The organism is Psychrobacter lutiphocae DSM 21542, from assembly GCF_000382145.1.
Taxonomy (GTDB): domain Bacteria; phylum Pseudomonadota; class Gammaproteobacteria; order Pseudomonadales; family Moraxellaceae; genus Psychrobacter; species Psychrobacter lutiphocae.
Genome location: NZ_KB907622.1, coordinates 121,478 through 137,562, shown reverse-complemented (window position 1 = coordinate 137,562; position 16,085 = coordinate 121,478). Strand labels below are relative to the sequence as shown.

The 16,085-nt window shown below is 44.2% G+C and carries 11 protein-coding genes and 1 pseudogene; 6 read left to right on the top strand and 6 right to left on the bottom strand.

Going from position 1 to position 16,085, the window contains the following annotated elements; all coding sequences use genetic code 11:
- Positions 1–22: 22 nt before the first annotated feature.
- The 3 genes and pseudogenes from H140_RS15335 to H140_RS0100665 form a co-directional block, all read right to left on the bottom strand.
- Positions 23–264: pseudogene (locus H140_RS15335) on the bottom strand (zinc ribbon domain-containing protein); the annotation flags it as partial.
- A gap of 86 nt (positions 265–350) precedes the next feature.
- Positions 351–2,000: a hypothetical protein gene (locus H140_RS0100670; protein WP_019671726.1), complete on the bottom strand. Its 1,650-nt coding sequence runs from the start codon at positions 1,998–2,000 to the stop codon at positions 351–353.
- 166 nt (positions 2,001–2,166) lie between these two features.
- Positions 2,167–3,108: an NAD-dependent epimerase/dehydratase family protein gene (locus tag H140_RS0100665; RefSeq protein ID WP_019671725.1), complete on the bottom strand. Its 942-nt coding sequence runs from the start codon at positions 3,106–3,108 to the stop codon at positions 2,167–2,169.
- 215 nt (positions 3,109–3,323) lie between these two features.
- Here H140_RS0100665 and H140_RS0100660 point away from each other — a divergent pair, with 215 nt between their 5' ends.
- From H140_RS0100660 to H140_RS0100645, 4 genes are all read left to right on the top strand, one after another.
- Positions 3,324–3,992 (top strand): hypothetical protein, encoded by a 669-nt coding sequence (locus H140_RS0100660; protein WP_019671724.1) that lies wholly within the window; start codon positions 3,324–3,326, stop codon positions 3,990–3,992.
- Between the two features lie 154 nt (positions 3,993–4,146).
- Positions 4,147–4,755, top strand: a complete 609-nt coding sequence (locus tag H140_RS0100655; protein ID WP_019671723.1) for a hypothetical protein — start codon at positions 4,147–4,149, stop codon at positions 4,753–4,755.
- Between the two features lie 9 nt (positions 4,756–4,764).
- A complete protein-coding gene (locus H140_RS0100650) occupies positions 4,765–7,800 on the top strand; it encodes a TonB-dependent receptor (protein ID WP_019671722.1) in 3,036 nt (1,011 codons plus the stop codon).
- A gap of 68 nt (positions 7,801–7,868) precedes the next feature.
- A complete protein-coding gene (locus tag H140_RS0100645; protein WP_156819034.1) occupies positions 7,869–8,690 on the top strand; it encodes a hypothetical protein in 822 nt (273 codons plus the stop codon).
- Between the two features lie 6 nt (positions 8,691–8,696).
- Here the strand turns inward: H140_RS0100645 and H140_RS0100640 are convergent, their stop codons facing one another.
- Both H140_RS0100640 and H140_RS0100635 read right to left on the bottom strand, forming a co-directional pair.
- Entirely contained in the window at positions 8,697–10,088 is a 1,392-nt protein-coding gene (locus tag H140_RS0100640) for an esterase/lipase family protein (protein ID WP_019671720.1), read from the bottom strand.
- Between the two features lie 205 nt (positions 10,089–10,293).
- A complete protein-coding gene (locus tag H140_RS0100635; protein ID WP_019671719.1) occupies positions 10,294–12,309 on the bottom strand; it encodes an Lnb N-terminal periplasmic domain-containing protein in 2,016 nt (671 codons plus the stop codon).
- A 110-nt stretch (positions 12,310–12,419) separates the two neighbouring features.
- Between H140_RS0100635 and ampD the strand changes: the two genes are divergently transcribed.
- Positions 12,420–13,016, top strand: coding sequence for a 1,6-anhydro-N-acetylmuramyl-L-alanine amidase AmpD (ampD, locus tag H140_RS0100630; RefSeq protein ID WP_019671718.1), 597 nt, complete (start codon positions 12,420–12,422; stop codon positions 13,014–13,016).
- 158 nt (positions 13,017–13,174) lie between these two features.
- Here the strand turns inward: ampD and H140_RS0100625 are convergent, their stop codons facing one another.
- On the bottom strand, positions 13,175–14,140 hold the full coding sequence (locus tag H140_RS0100625) for an HpcH/HpaI aldolase/citrate lyase family protein (protein WP_019671717.1): 966 nt from the start codon (positions 14,138–14,140) through the stop codon (positions 13,175–13,177).
- A gap of 308 nt (positions 14,141–14,448) precedes the next feature.
- On the opposite strand from H140_RS0100625, the gene murJ reads away from it, so the two are divergent.
- Positions 14,449–15,999 (top strand): murein biosynthesis integral membrane protein MurJ, encoded by a 1,551-nt coding sequence (murJ, locus tag H140_RS0100620; RefSeq protein WP_019671716.1) that lies wholly within the window; start codon positions 14,449–14,451, stop codon positions 15,997–15,999.
- The last annotated feature ends 86 nt before the right edge of the window (positions 16,000–16,085 follow it).

The window sequence follows — 16,085 nt, the reverse complement described above, 5'->3', positions numbered from 1 at the left end:
GGCTTTGACTTCCTCCCCTCACTTAACAGGGGATTCCTACATCTAGACGATCAAGCCCGACCGCAAGAATGTTCTTAGCAGCGTTGATATCTCTATCATGCCATGTGCCACACTCGGCACAAGTCCATTCTCTTATTCCAAGACCTGCTCTACCTTTCGGACTACTAGACATATCGCCACAGTGTGAGCAAGTCTGGGTAGTGTAACTCTCATTTACAATTTCAAACTGACAACTGCATACTTGCATTTATATTCCAGTTGTCGCATACAAGCATAAAGCGCAATAACAATAGCACTCGATATCTACTATCTACTATCTACTATCTTATCTACTATCTAACACCTATTATCTATGACCAGCCATTAATATAATAGCTGCTGATATTAGGGTAACGATGAAATAAAGCAGAACGTGACGACACATTAAAATAAATGGGCTGCCCTAAATTACTGCTGGTCTTACCCTGACAATCAGTAACAGAATGACTGGTATGATGCTTGGCATAAAGCACATCCCATCCCAAATAATGAGCGGCGACCACCACATGACCGGCAAACAGTCGAATCTGACGGTACTGCTTTTCAAACTGTGGCTGACGATTGCATTGACTCAACACATAACTGCGCATGTGCTGACAGATTTGCTGCGCTGTCAGGCGACGATTAATGGTCTGACGGGTTTGACACTGCTTGAGAATATGCACAGCGACACTACAATCTAATATATCTGTTGCTAGGCTATCAACACCATTATCAAAGCGTTCTGGATATAAAATCAACTCCCAATTTGGCGCAAACACATCATTAATCATCTCTGGCATGCTGGCGGCCAAACTCAAGGCAGTGGCTTGCGCTTTGTGGCGTGCCTGTTTAGCCTTCGCTTTATTGCTTTTGGTTTTAGTTTTACTGCTGTTGGTTTTAGTTTTACTGTTTGCACTGGCGTCTGCTTGATTATCTACTGGATTGTCATCTGTTGCAAAGCCATAACGGGTCAAACTTGGATAAGCCTGACAAGCTTGCTGAATATCGGCTAAATCAAGCAGTGTCATCTCTGATAATGGCGCAAGCAATGACCACTCTTGGTCATGGCTTGGACGACTGGCTTGATGGTCTGCGCTTGCTTGATTATTGACACTGGCTTGAGACTCTGTATCGGTGGCATTAGCAACCTTGGTAGCATTGATGGCTTGCGACTTACTAGGTGCTGGAATAGGCTCAAAAAACTGTGCCGGCAAATTAATCAACCCGCCCAATTGTAATAACTCTAAATGCGATGCCAGCTCTGGCGATGCAATCAGCCCCCACATAGAGGTGTCGTCATGCTGAACACTGGCGTCTGATTGGCTGATCTTTGATTTTGAGGTCGGTGTCTTAGCAGATTCAGTATATATCGCAGACGCAACACTTGCTGAACCTGCTAACAGATGCTGTATCGCACTTTGATAACGTGGGGTAGGCTCAGGAATATCGGTCAACGCACGAGCAGGATCTGGCGCAAGATCAGCGACATTGAAATTAGCAACATCAAAGGCATCGCTATTGACATTCATATCTGAAAAATTAGGGTGTCTTACGCTGCTGCCAGTTAATTGACGCTCACTATATAGGCGTGCTAATTCTTCTTCTCGCTGTTGTTTTTTTTGTTTGGCTCGGACTTGCTTTATAGCCTGTTGTACTGCTTGCTGCTTAGCGTCCACTGCGTGAGCACTGGTTCCAGATAAGCCTTGAGTACTTGGCGACAGACTTGTTGACTGCTGTGTCAACTTAGCAAAGGGTTGATTCAGCTTTTTATTTAACGCTGCAATAGAACTAAAGTCTTTGTCAATATGCCCAACTCCTTGTTGGCTATGTTTGGTATGATTGTGGTTATTGTTGCTACTGCGGTTGATTGGGTTACTTGGGTTATCAGAGTTTTTGTTATTGGGTTTATTGTGATTAAGATGGCTACTCTCTTCCGAGCCATTTTGCGCATTGTCGTGCGAATTTCCCATTGATGACATACGCCCTCCTACCAAGCTTAACGACCAAATTAACGACATAATGACCAATAATAGTGACTAATAATTATTAATAGTTATTATAAGGGCTTTAGTCTATCAAAACCGCTTTAATTAGCAACTAAAGAAGGGTTATATTTTTTTATCCAACCGTAAAGCAATTCCAAAGTTATGATTTATGTAACAAATCCTGCTGGCGCAAAATATACGCATAACCTGCCTGCCAGTCTGGATATTGTAGCCAAGCACGTGGGATGTTGCTGTGCAAGCGCTTGCCACTCATACTGTGCCGTGCCAGCTTTTTATGCCCAGCTGAATCTGTGGCTTGGCTTAAGTGTAGCTGTTCTTCACCTATCAGCTTGGGCGCTTCACTGTTGAGCTTATCTGCCAGCCAAGTAGTGAGCTCAAATGAAGTAACTGGTGCATAATCGGTTGCCAAATAGATGGGTTTTAATTGCGACTGAGGTAGGGTCAAAACCTGCACAATAATATTGACCAAGTCGCTGTCCATAATGCGATTACTCCATCCATATTTTGGCATCGGCGTTTTGTTGTCCTCACTGGCTTTACGAATACGCATCAACCGCTGTGTGCCATAGATACCACTGGGACGAATGATAATCGCACGCTCAGCATAAGCCGACTGTAACACCTGCTCAGCTTGCAATATATAGCCAGAGCTCTTACGCTTTGGTGTTTTTGGCAGGATGGTTTCATCTATCCACTCTCCATTATCCTGTCCATATACGCCAGTGGATGAAATAAATACTATCCGCTCAAGCTTAGGCAAATTGTCCGCTAACTTCGCGATATGCTCGGCAATACCCAAATAAGTCTGCTGATAATCGGTTGCTTGATAACGGCCACTGCTGCTGGCTTTGTCAGGTGTGACGATGATAGCAATATGGGTAAAACTGTCGATTTGCTTAGCGGTTAATTGACGGGCATCCGCTTGGATAAAATAGGCACTGTCGACCAGCGCATATTGCGATCGCTCTCCTCTTGCCAGCCCAGTGACTTGAGCGCTTTTATTGGCTAAAGTATTCGTCACCGCCAGACCAATAGCGCCTTGACCGATAATAAGGGGGTTAAAAGATTCACTAGCACTCATGACGACTTCTCATTCCTAATTTCCCTAATTTTTAATCTAAGAATCATAAATCACCGCAAAAAACCATAAACCATCGAAAAAACAACAAATCATCGAGACAACCACGCCACACCTTTATACTCTAGTGGACACTGTGATATCAATAAGAAGATTGTGACGCTTTAATTGAAGTTTAATATTTTATGTTGTTGATTTCCTATATTAGGACTTCAAATATGAATATTTTTACCAAAACAGCAATCGCTGCAGCCGCTCTTTCAGTGGCCTCAGCTGCTTCTGCCGCCTCTATCAGTGGCTCAACTGACTTCCGTGTCACCTTACCAGAGATTTTGGTTCTATATCACTGGGACGATGCCCATCTTACTCTAACAGATGTTACCACCACACCAGATAACGACAGTGATCTACGTGAAATTAGTGATGAGACAACACGTGACTTAAGCATAGATTTGCAACAAACCAGTGCCGTATTCCAAGGCAATGACGTTAAAACCCCATCACCGATTACAAATTTTGACTCAGGTGTGGTTAATGTAACCCTTAAAAACTCTTGGGCCGTGCGTAGCCTATCAACTGGTGATGTGACGCTAGCTTTAACCAACCCCAACTCTACTTTAAAAAACGTCACCGATAATAACGTTACTATTGAGACGAAAAATGCGGTATTGGCTTCTGCGGCCACAGGAGTTACTGGAAGCGACTCAGTATCAATGACCATTCCTAGCGGTTGGGAGCCTGTTATGGGTGATATTAAGTTTGATTTAGACTTAACCGGTGCCAACTATTCGGGTGAATATAATACTCGTGGTAATGCTGGAAAAGCGACTACCAATGATGAAGCAACAGATACTTTCTTGTTAACTTTAACAGGCAAGGCTCAGTAAATTAGCTTTGATTTTTCGATAAGTAACCGTTAAAAATACCAGCGCCATGCTGGTATTTTTATCTCACTGCAAACGTAAAAAGCTTTTCGCTAAAACGTCAGCGTGTTAGTACCAATAACTCAGTAAGCATTAGATGCTATTATCAAGGTAAGTCATGTTTATTTTATTACGCCGCTTTACTATGAATCAAAAACCTGCCCGCCTAGCTGGCCTTGCACTGTTACCAATCGTCAGTTTGTTAGCTCAGTCTGCACAGGCAGAGTTGATCATTCATACCTCAAAGGATGACAGCGGTAGAACCAGTATGGTGGTCAACCAAGATAAACAAAAGCAGCTGCCGCCAGCACAGTTGGGCATCTCTCCAGCTCGCATTAACGAAACTGTCTCTTTAACGAATAATAAGAACACCGCACGCTTAAACCAATCATTAACTTTATATAACTATGGCAGTAAGCCTAAGAGCATCCGCTTAAACTTAATTGATATCGACACAGCGACCGGTAAGCCGATTGCACCTAATGAGAATACGCTCAAACCTTGGACGCTCATCAACCCCACCGAGTTTACCATTGCACCTGGTGGCTATCAGACAGTGCGCCTGTCACTGCGCCCACCCGTACAGTTTGCGACAGGTACTCATAGCGCCATGCTATCGATTGAGCAGCAAGTTGATAAAGCGCTGACTTATGATGCCGACGGTCAAGGCGTTACTGTCGAGATTGGCTCACGCTATGGTCTGCCCATTACCTTTCATATCGAGTAGTAGCTACGGATGAACAATCAAACGACTTTACGCTTGATGATATTTGCTTCTTTGCCAGGGATTGGTGGCGGTTACGGCATGATGGCACATGCAGCGCTAAGCGCATCGCCATCCGTACAGACAGCACCTTCTACTCTGCACAGCTCTATCTTTGATGAACGAACATATCTAACGCCCAGTCTGGTTGGCATCTATGTCAATGGTCAAGAGGTAGATGCCCTTGAAGTGCTGTATGACAGTGGTAGAGAGTCCTCATTACTAACAACAGAACTAACAACAGAGCTAACAACAAAACATACCAATACAGCCACGCAGCAAAATGACGCTTATTATCTGTCATTAGATGATTTGATACGCTTAACCGGTGTCGAGATATCCGCCAATCCTCCGACTAATGATGCCGCCAATGGCAATACCAGCAGCTATTCAGTCAGCACGCCTATTGGCGATACACATCTTACGGCTGATCAAGTGATCGTCTATCAAGATCAACGCTATCTTGCTCTCAGTCACCTGAAAAAGTTAGGAATAACTGCTGACTATAATCAAGCTGATTTGGCAGTCAGTCTAAATATGGGCTGGCAACCTGACAAAATAAAACAGAAACTGTCAGCGGATGATAAGACACAAGCTAAGCAGCAACAGGTAGATTATTATCCTAATCGCTTCGGATTGTTAGGGTTGTCATTTAATAGCTCACTGACCGCCTCAGAAAATGTGGGCAATGCGCAACAAGCATCTTCAACCAATCGGCAAATGTATGCAGATATTGGCGCTTTTGGCTATGGCTTAGGTGGTGTATGGGGCATACGCGCGCTGGGCATAGACAGCCATAGTGAACAAAAGACACAGCGAGATGACCTCTCTCGCACTCCGTCTCAACGCTTTAGCAAAACTGCGTTTGATGGTTTTTCATATTTACCCTCTGAGTGGGATGATTGGCAACTTGATAATGTATATTGGGCAAAATCAGGGCAGCAGATAGCGACTCGAGTGGGTGTTAACCGACCAAATTCACTTGGACAAGGGGTTCAGACTTCCAGTTCAGAATTTACTGGTGCGTTAGTTGCTTATAGCAATCGAGATATAGAACGCCATTTAAGCTTTTTTGATGACACCAGTCACAGCCTATTACAAAATACCAGCCAAGATTATCAACACATTAGTGGTACTGGTGAGCCCGGCGGGGTGGCTGAGCTACGTATTGATGGTCGAGCGTTGGCACGGGTGCAGATTGGTCTTGATGGTCGTTATGAGTTTTTAAATCTCGATGTCAGCCAAGTGACCTTAGCTGATACCTTGATTGAGATTGCCATATTCGCTCATCCATTGGCTCGCCAGCCGTTAGAAGTACGCCCTATATTTTTGGGCAAACGACGTACCAACACTGCGACAGATGAACTATTGATAGAGGCCGGTATTGGTCGCTCTGGCAACTTGTTTAACAAAGATAACAACGAGCATCACGATACTGCTGCCCATGTGTACGCAGAATACGGGGTCACTAATCGCTTGGCCATACGTGGTGGCTTAAATCACAACTTATATAATCAAAGACAAAATAGCAGTGCCCTATCTTGGCATGCAGGACTCAACTATACCCCTTCAGTTTATACCAATCTTGATGTCAGCCATGCACACATGCCAAATCAACAGCTTTGGCAAGCGCAGTTACAGTATCAGCGCCGCAAACTGTGGGCCAATTACCAATATAATTATCGTCAATTTGATGCCTCAAACAGTGGCTTATTGAACAATAAAAAACTTCGTGATGAGCGGCATCAGCTTCTATTGAATTATCGTCCTAATAATAAAACCAGCGTCAGTCTTAACCAATACTATGATGATTTGGCACGACATGATGATTTGGCACGACCAACCGCATTTGATAGATATCATGCCTATGCCAGCGTGTCTCATCAGTTTAGTCCATCGTTAAACGCCAATATCAACTGGGATACCCGAGGCGATCGCTACAATTATCGTCTTTTATGGCAAGATAAAAACCTATCTGTAACCCCTCGAAATTCAGCCAACACGCACAACACTTTTGGACTGTCTGGTGATAATGACAGTGATACATTTTCGCTGCGTCATTACTTAAATGAGCAACTTAGCTTAGGACAATCGATCAGTTACCACCATCACAACAGTAAACCCTTATATCAGGGCGATATGAGTTATCGGTTTATTCATGCTGATGATCCAAACCAGCTATCTCGCTGGAATGGCTTGGATAACCTAGTCAGTATCGGATATAGCCTTTATGACAATCACTTGGGCTGGCAGGCTGACTGGCAGCTGACCCATCGTAATAGCGTTAACTTTAGCTTGGGATACAAGCACCGTTATGTCGACTCGATACCCACTGAGCGTCTTTACGGCTTGGTGACAACGGATGGGCTAATTGGTGATAATAGACTGCCTGCTTGGCAACAGAATAACTATTTGTACGCTAAGTTATCGTTTGATATGTTTAAAGCGCCAAAACGACGCTTACAGTTGGGCAATTATCCACGTCAAAACCTGGGCAGTGTGGTAGTCGATATTGCGCATCCTGCTGAGCCCAGCATTGACAACAACTCTATGCGCTTTACTTTAAACGATCAAAAAGTTGACGCCAGTCTGCTTGGCGCAAATGACACACACAGCCAATACTTAATTAGCAATATCAAAGCTGGCGATTATACCTTGAAGATGGACGCTAAAAACTTACCGTTGGAATACAGCACCAGTGAAGTACCAACACCGCGCATCCGTGTTAGCAATTACTCACCCACTTCTGTTCCGCTTGCGCTGCAAAAGACATACGGTATATCAGGTAAGCTTATGGACGGTAAGGCCGGTGTTGAAATAGGTGTTTATCAGGGCAATCAATTAATACAATCCGCTACCTCAGGTAACTTTGGCTACTTCCAAATATTTGGGTTACCTTCTGCGACCTACACTTTAAAGTCAGCAGATTATCAAGAACAGAAAGTTGTGATTGATGATGATTTTGTGATGCAATTCCTTTTATTACCGACTGAGTTACCGGCTGACTGACTCATGATAGGTTCATTGCTTAAACTGGCTCATACACAGACAAGTAAAATATCCGAGATAATTTTATTATGAACATGATGCAATTAAATAGTAACTTTCAACTGTTAGCAGCCCATAAATGGTCTTTAAAGCTAGCCGGCCTAATTCTTACAGGGATTTGTAGCCAGACAGCTTTGGCCTGCCCTAATATTACCAGTGACCCTGCAAATAATGTCGGTAGAGTTAGTATTCCTGGAAGCTATCCAGAAACTGTATTTTTTTGCAAACAAAACTTTGCGCCTACCAACCTAACTTTCAAACCGAATCCTAACACCATCCTACCCGGCGGTAGCCAATCTATTAGTATGGGTAGTACAGTTCAGACGTTTCCGATTCAGAGCAGTATTCAACTTCAAGGCTTTACCCCCAGCAATTTAAATATAAACTTAAATACTGGCAATTTATCCGCCTTATTTCCCAACTCAGGCGGATATAAAAACTCGCCAAGCCTATTTAACTTTTATACCAAGATCGCTTATGTCAGTAGCTGTTTATCTGCGCCAAGAGGTGGCAATCAGTATGAGCTACTAAAAAACTATTTACGAGACAACCCTAATATATTTACACTTATCGGACAGTCGTCTGCTCCGCAAAGAGTAAACAGCTCGCCACAAGATATTGTAGTATTTAAAAATGCGCAGCTCATTAACCAAAATAACCCAGCCCAAAAAATTATCGCTGATGTAACTTTATATCATGCCAATCAAAATGTGGCAGACGCTTTTTTTAACACGGGATTCTTACTGCCTAAATACTGTTGGCTTGGTGTGGGCGCACGTGTTGATTTAAAGAATATGAACCTAAGCAATACGGGGAATTACGATATAACGATTGCTGTTAATACCCAGTAAAACCTGTTAACCTAACTGACTTTCCTGCAACCACTCAAGCGTCTGATTCAATACACGCTCATCAGTCAATAAAGCAAGATGGCTTACCTCATAAAATACTGCTTTATGCGCATCAGGTACATCTAGCGTGTGTTCATCAGTATGCTCACCCAAGGCAGATGGAATGTTCACCAATCCATCGCCCAATAAATGACCCATATCAGACTCATCGCCCTCCTCGCTTAAGCTCCCTGCTAAAAAATAACAGCTAATATGCTCAGGCAAGGGCGTAAAGTGGCGTGCCTCATCTGGCAATACGCTGCGTGATTGTAGCGCCTGCCAATCCTCGTCTCGAACACTGCCATGACGCAAATCGATAATACCCACACTGCGAATATCACCGAGCTTAGCTAATGCGCCTGCAAACGGCAGCTTAGCGATACTTTGTTGTACAAAATCACCGATACGCTCTAGCACCGCACCATGATGCGGCGTGCCCAAAGTAATTAATTTATTCACCTTATCCACCCACTCATAGTGAGCTTGAGCACCATAATAAAGCGCACTACGAGAAACCAACCCACCCATACTGTGCCCAATCAAATTTATACGGGTGATATCGGGATTCTGATTGGTAAGTCTGTGTAGCCACTTGGCAAACTGTTGACCATTGGTTGAGATACGCTGGCCAGTATTGTAGTTTAGATATAACAGCGTTGCGTCCGGCATCTGTTGTAAAATTCTATGCCCTAATGAGTGCTGATTTTCTGGCTGCCAATTTAGATGCCCCATGCATAGCCCATGCAGCATAATGACAACGCTACCACTGATTTTATTGGTTACCCTGCTGTCCGCTAAAGCACTATCGGTAAACTCATTCGACAAACTTAATAGGGGCATCAGCTGTAAGTTTTGTAATGGGTCGTGCGGATCTAGCTGCTGCTGATAAAGCGTCATGGGCAGTGCCAATGGGTTGCTATGAGTAACCAGATGATCACCCATGACCCCATTCATGACATTCACCACACTCATCAGCTGTGGCGACAATGACTGAGCAGGCAGACGCCGAGCCAAACGACTGTATTGATTTATGCCCAGCGTCAGGCTTTGCCCTACTAAAGAGGTAATGCCCTTTACCGCACCGTATACACGATGACTGATGCCGTGTTGCCAAAGCTTTCCATACCTATGATTGAGCAGCCCCAATGGCCGCAGCACAATGTCACGGTGTATCGCCTCAACAATATCAGTAGTTTCCATCACCCCGATGACAGTCAGCTGGCTTATACCAGCCACAAAGTCACTGAGTGACAAGGGTGACAGCGGCTTTATCAGCTTTGATTGTGAAGTATCAGACGGATGCTGAGACGCCTCCCTAGAATCAGGATCAAGGCTGAGTTTGGCTGAATTTATAGTCATTTAACATCCCTGTGTTGCTTGTCATTAAAATCCAAACTTGTAGTTAAATCCAAACTTGTAGTTAAATCCAAACTTGTAGTTAAATCCAAACTTGTAGTTAAATCTAAACTTGTAGTTAAATCCAAGCTTATAGTTAAATCCAAGCTTATAGTTAAATCCAAGCTTTGTGTTGGGCTCAAGTTAGCTATTAAACTCAAGCTAATTGCTAAAAATAAGTCACGTAAGCCAGCTGAATATCCTCACGCCCCTCAATTCTATCTTGCAACTCATAACTGCCCTGTAAGCGAATCGCTTTATTTTGACCCAAATCATACTGAGCACCGAGCGTTAAAATTGGCTGCCAATAATGACCTCTAACTTGCGATGAATGGGTGCTGCCATGATACCAATACGGCAACTGTAGCTCGCCGACCACACGGGCATTCGATCCCATTTGATAACGGCAACCCAGATTCACGCCAGCCCCTAGGCGATAGCCTTTAGACAAACCTTTACCCACTTGCGCCATCCCAGTACCCAAGGCATAACACAAATGTGGTGGCATCTGACCTGAGCCAGCGGTCGGTGAGCCAAATGCCATGGACACGCCCTTTTCATAGCCTAAATTACCGACTAAATGACGGCGATCTTTGTTGCTGTTATCTCTGGTTTTAAATGCTTGTGAGCCGTCTTTGACTTGAGTGGCTTGCACGTTAATGCCCCAGCTTGATAACAAAGAATCGCCCTTGTGCGCCGTATTAATCGGGTTAAACGAGCGACCTCGAACAAGGGTTAACTGCTGCAGCTCAACACGATTATGATTGCCTTTGCGCTTGTCATCATCCGCATATACTCGTACTTCAGCAGAGCCTGCTTCTAAATGAAAATTTTGTGGATAACCGCTTGGATTATCCAGTGGACTGTGAAAGCCTCCTCGGAAGACTAAGCTCAAATAACCTGTTGCATCGGTTGAGCCAGTACCTATCATTACCCGTTGTAGCTCATGCGCATCGATTGGATTATTGTCTGTTGGCACCAACTGTGTGCTCACCAACTTATGCTCTGAGCTAATACTACTGTCTGGTAAATTGGCCACCAGTTGTGGGTTATTGAGTTTGGCTTGCGCTAAGGTATTGTCTGCTGGCAAAAATCTTTTTTGCTTTAGCAGGCCTTCTTTATGCAGCAGTCGCACCACATCTGATGGCACCACAGCCAGCTTAAACTCATCAAGCAAATTGCCTTCGGGGCGGACGGTGTCAATATAACGCAAAATCTCAGAAGCACAGTTATCTAAGGTAAAATAATACGGCAACTCTAAGTCTTTTGATTCCCACACATGACGGATAATTTGCTGCACTTCTTCTTCGTTTAAATCTAACACATAGGTCCACACATCACGGCTGTCACGTTGCAAGTATTCGGCCAGTTTTTCTGGAAACGGTTCAATCGTGATGTCATTATGATAACCACCAAAGGCCGAGTTAATCGCGTATTTCACAAATGAATCATCTGGATTGCCTGCCACTGTGTCATTTAAGGCGTGTGCCTTATCAATGGCAGCAGGATCTGCCAAACTTGCTGTGGAATCAATCAGCAATAAGGTATGCCCAAAAGCAGATACCAGACGATCTGGATATTCTTCAGCGTGCACCACAGACAGCTGCTGTGGGTCAAGCTTGTGCAGCCAAGTGTCAAACTCTGGACATGTTGGCACAATCTCTTCAATACCCAACTGTGATTTTAACCAATGAGTACGAGCCGGAAAGCGACACGCCACACTGTCATCACCATCAATGCCCTGAGTTACCGTGGCAGCAATAAAGGCCTCTAGCTCAGCTTGCGGATTGTGCTTGCCCTGTGTGCTCACAAAAAATGAGGGACTATCTACCTTGCTATCATAAGTAACACCACCATCCCCCTGCCCTTTGTGTTGATAAAAATGCAGGCGTAGCCATGTTGGGTGAGTTGCTAACTGCTTTTTATTGGCGATGTCAACTAATGCCTTGATGGCGGCTTGTTGCTCAGCACTGTTCAAGCGGCTTTGGCTTGGGCTGTTTTGATTTAAATTGCTTTGATTCGTATTATTGTGACTGACATCTTGTACCGCTGAGCTCTTTAACACTGCACTTGACGTGTTTTGTGCTTGTACTGATACTGTGATACTGCTTATTGCGGTTGCCACTGCCAATACCAGCATCTTTTGTGGCAATCCTTTAAAAACAACAAATTTTGAGGCAAACATAGCCACCCTTATTGATTATCAAGTTGATAGGTAAGTTTTATGCTAATATTAGGATCTGTATAAAATTAGCCAGGCCACAGACGACCTGTCATATTATGGAGCCATACCAGATGACACAGCCCAAGATACAACAAAACATGAGCGTGACCAATGGTCGGTTAAACCAAGCACAGTGGCTCGCCTCACCCAACTTCAACGTACGCCCAGACAATACCGATATTAGCGCTATTATAATCCATAATATCAGCTTGCCACCCAATGAGTTTGGTCAAGTCGATGCCAATGGTCAGCACTATGTCAAAGCTTTATTTACCAATCGCTTAGATTGGGATGCGCATCCCTATTTTAAAACCATTGAAGGCATAGAGGTATCAGCACATCTATTTATCGAACGTGATGGGCAAGTTACGCAGCTGGTCAATTTTGCAGACAGAGCATGGCATGCGGGTCGCTCTTGTTATCTAGGTCAACCTGAATGTAATGATTATAGCATTGGTATTGAACTAGAGGGATCCGATTATCAGCCTTTTACTGATCAGCAGTATGATTCATTAGCACAAGTCATTATCGCTTTGTATCAAGCTTATCCCAAGACTCGCCGTCATCTAGCTGGTCATAGTGACATTGCACCGGAACGTAAGACGGATCCAGGTGCACATTTTGACTGGGCAAGACTGCGTTACCAAGTTAACCAATTGCTTAGCTAGTTAGCCACTTAGCTCAATCTAGACGCAACTTAAATCGCCTTTTGATTAAACTAAACCAACTAGAAATTGGAAATCAACAGTCTTGAGCAAGTGCCAAAGCACTTAAGCAAACGTTGAAAATTAAGCACACATTGACGAGCTAAGCTGGCGTTGATGGACTAGGCTGGCGTTGCAGACTCTAACAAACGTTGGCACTGCAATATCACTGGTAAGTCGACCATCACCCCATCAATGGCAAAGATACTCTCGCCCGTCTGCTTATAATGAGTCATCACTTGCTTGGCAAACGCTAACTGCGCTTGTGTCGCATTAAATGCCTGATTCACCACAGCCACCTGACTGGGATGAATACACAGCATGCCAGAAAATCCCAAGTCCGATGCATAACGGGCGGCTGCCATCATGCCGTCTGTGTCTTTAAAATTGGCATAAATACTTTCAATCGGTGGCAACAACCGCTGCACCTTACTCGCTAATAACATCTGTATCCGCAGCTGCACAAAAAAGTCATGTTCTGCTTGAGAACCTGCTCGCAAATTTAACTCATTGGCAATATCTAAGCGCCCATAGCTGATTGCTTTTAACTCTGGAGTTTTGACAATATCTGCCAAGTTACTCATTCCAAGTGCTGACTCAATCTGTGCAATGACTGGACAATTAAGTAGCTCGCTAACCTCATGCACCTGCTTAGCAGTGGTGACTTTTGGCAATATCACACCAGCCAGTTTTCTGGTGTGCAATAACTGCTGACACAGCGCAATATCAGCCTGGCGTTGCTCTGATTTATCAGTGGCAGCCTCTTCGTTATTGGCAACCCCTTTGTTATTAGGCTCATCAGAGATATTATTAATACGCAGCCAAATATGAGGCAAAAAAGACAGCTGCTGACTGTCTTGCTCCAATCCTAGCAAAAAGCTGGACACATTGTCTCGCGCTTGCTGCTTATCGGCAGAATCTACCGCATCTTCAAGATCTATAATAACCGCATCCGCACCACTATTTAACGCTTTGATAAAGCGATCTGAACGCATAGCGGGTACAAAAATCCAACTGCGCGGTGCCAATTCCAGCATAGAACCTGACTCTAACTTTTGTTCTAATTCTGACGAAAATTTATTTTCCATTGTCGCTGTTATCCTTGCGTTTGCGCTACTCTATCTTTTTTAACTTTATTTTTAACCTTAACGAAGCTACTATCAACGGATAGACTTTGACCCATTCTACCAATTGTTATCGCCATCAATGTAGCAAAAACTTAACAGTCAATACCATCTTTGCGATGCCAACACTGCCGACTAGAACCCTCTTTCATTATAATTTCATGCGTCAGCGCCATTCTTTTTGTCAGATAATGCTATAATTTGCGCTATTTGACACTTCTGGTTCACTTTCTGACAGATTAAAACAAGATTAAAACAGGCATTAAGATCACATGGCAAAAAGTAAACTGTTTCGCTCGACGATGATCGTCAGCTCAATGACCATGCTATCACGTATTCTAGGCCTTGTACGTGATATGGTACTGATGGGCGTGTTTGGTGCTGGCGGCTTGATGGACGCCTTTTTGGTCGCCTTTAAGATTCCAAACTTTTTACGCCGTTTATTTGCCGAAGGTGCCTTTAGCCAAGCGTTTGTACCTGTATTATCTGAATACAAAGAACGCTTTACTCTACAAGAAGTGCAGATTCTTATCAGTCGCACGTCTGGCGCATTGCTGTCTATCTTGACCATGCTCACCATAGTGGTGATGCTGGCGTCACCTTGGGTAATTACTCTATTTGCGCCTGGCTTTGCTGATGATCCTGAGAAGTTTAATACCGCCAGTGAATTGCTGCGCCTGACCTTCCCTTATTTGTTATTCATCTCGATGACCGCCTTTGCCGGTAGTGTGCTACAAAGCTACGGACGCTTTGCTGCGCCTGCGGTCGCACCCGTACTGCTCAACTTATGTATGATCGCTGGTGCGCTAATCTTTGCGCCTATGTTTGACAAGCCAATTATGGCACTGGGTTATGCGGTCGCCATCGCTGGTCTGTTGCAGTTCTTCATTCAGCTGCCACAGCTGTATCTGCAAAAGCTGTTGGTCGCTCCTAAGATTGATTTTCAACATGAAGGCGTGCGCCGTATCTTAAAGCTGATGTTGCCTGCCATCTTTGGGGTGTCAGTGACCCAGATTAACTTACTGCTCAATACCATCTTGGCCTCACTGATGATTACTGGCTCGGTATCTTGGTTATATGCTGCTGAACGCTTAACTGAGCTACCTTTGGGACTCATTGGGGTCGCCATTGGTACTGTCATCTTGCCAAGTTTGTCAACCAGTGAAGCCAAAAAAGATGACGTTACTTTCCGCAAAACGCTGGATTGGGCAGCACGCTTGATTATCGTGGTCGGCATGCCAGCAGCTTGTGCCTTATTTGTGCTGTCTGATGTATTGATGCAAACCTTATTCATGCGTGGTGAGTTTATGCTAGAAGATGCCAATATGAGTGGCTTTGCGCTGCGTAGTATGGCAGGTGGTATTTTGGGCTTTATGCTGATTAAGATTTTTGCGCCCGCCTTTTTTGCGCGTCAGGATACCAAAACGCCAGTGAAAATTGGTATTGTCACGGTTGTTGCCAATATGGTGTTTAGCTTATTGTTTGTCGGTATTTTTTATTACTTCAAATTGCCATTGCATGGTGGCTTAGCTTTGGCAACCACAGGCGCCTCTTTTGTGAACGCAGGTTTGTTATATTATCTGCTACATAAGCGCAACTTATTCCGCTTTGGCCCTCACTGGAAAAAGCTGTTGGCACAATTTGTGGCTGCCAGTGCGGTGATGGTCGGTGCCTTATATTTGGTATTGCCATACTTCCCGACCCATTCTTCACAATTACATAGAGTGATTGCGCTGCTATTGATTTGTGCGTTGGGGGCGGTAGTTTACGGCGCTGTACTATTGGCCTCTGGCTTTAGACCACGTCAGCTAAAACATGGCTAATCTATAATAGAACGACGCATTGTTTATATAAAAAGCCAGCATTTGCTGGCTTTTTGGTGTGGGTGATATGACAGACAATTAATACC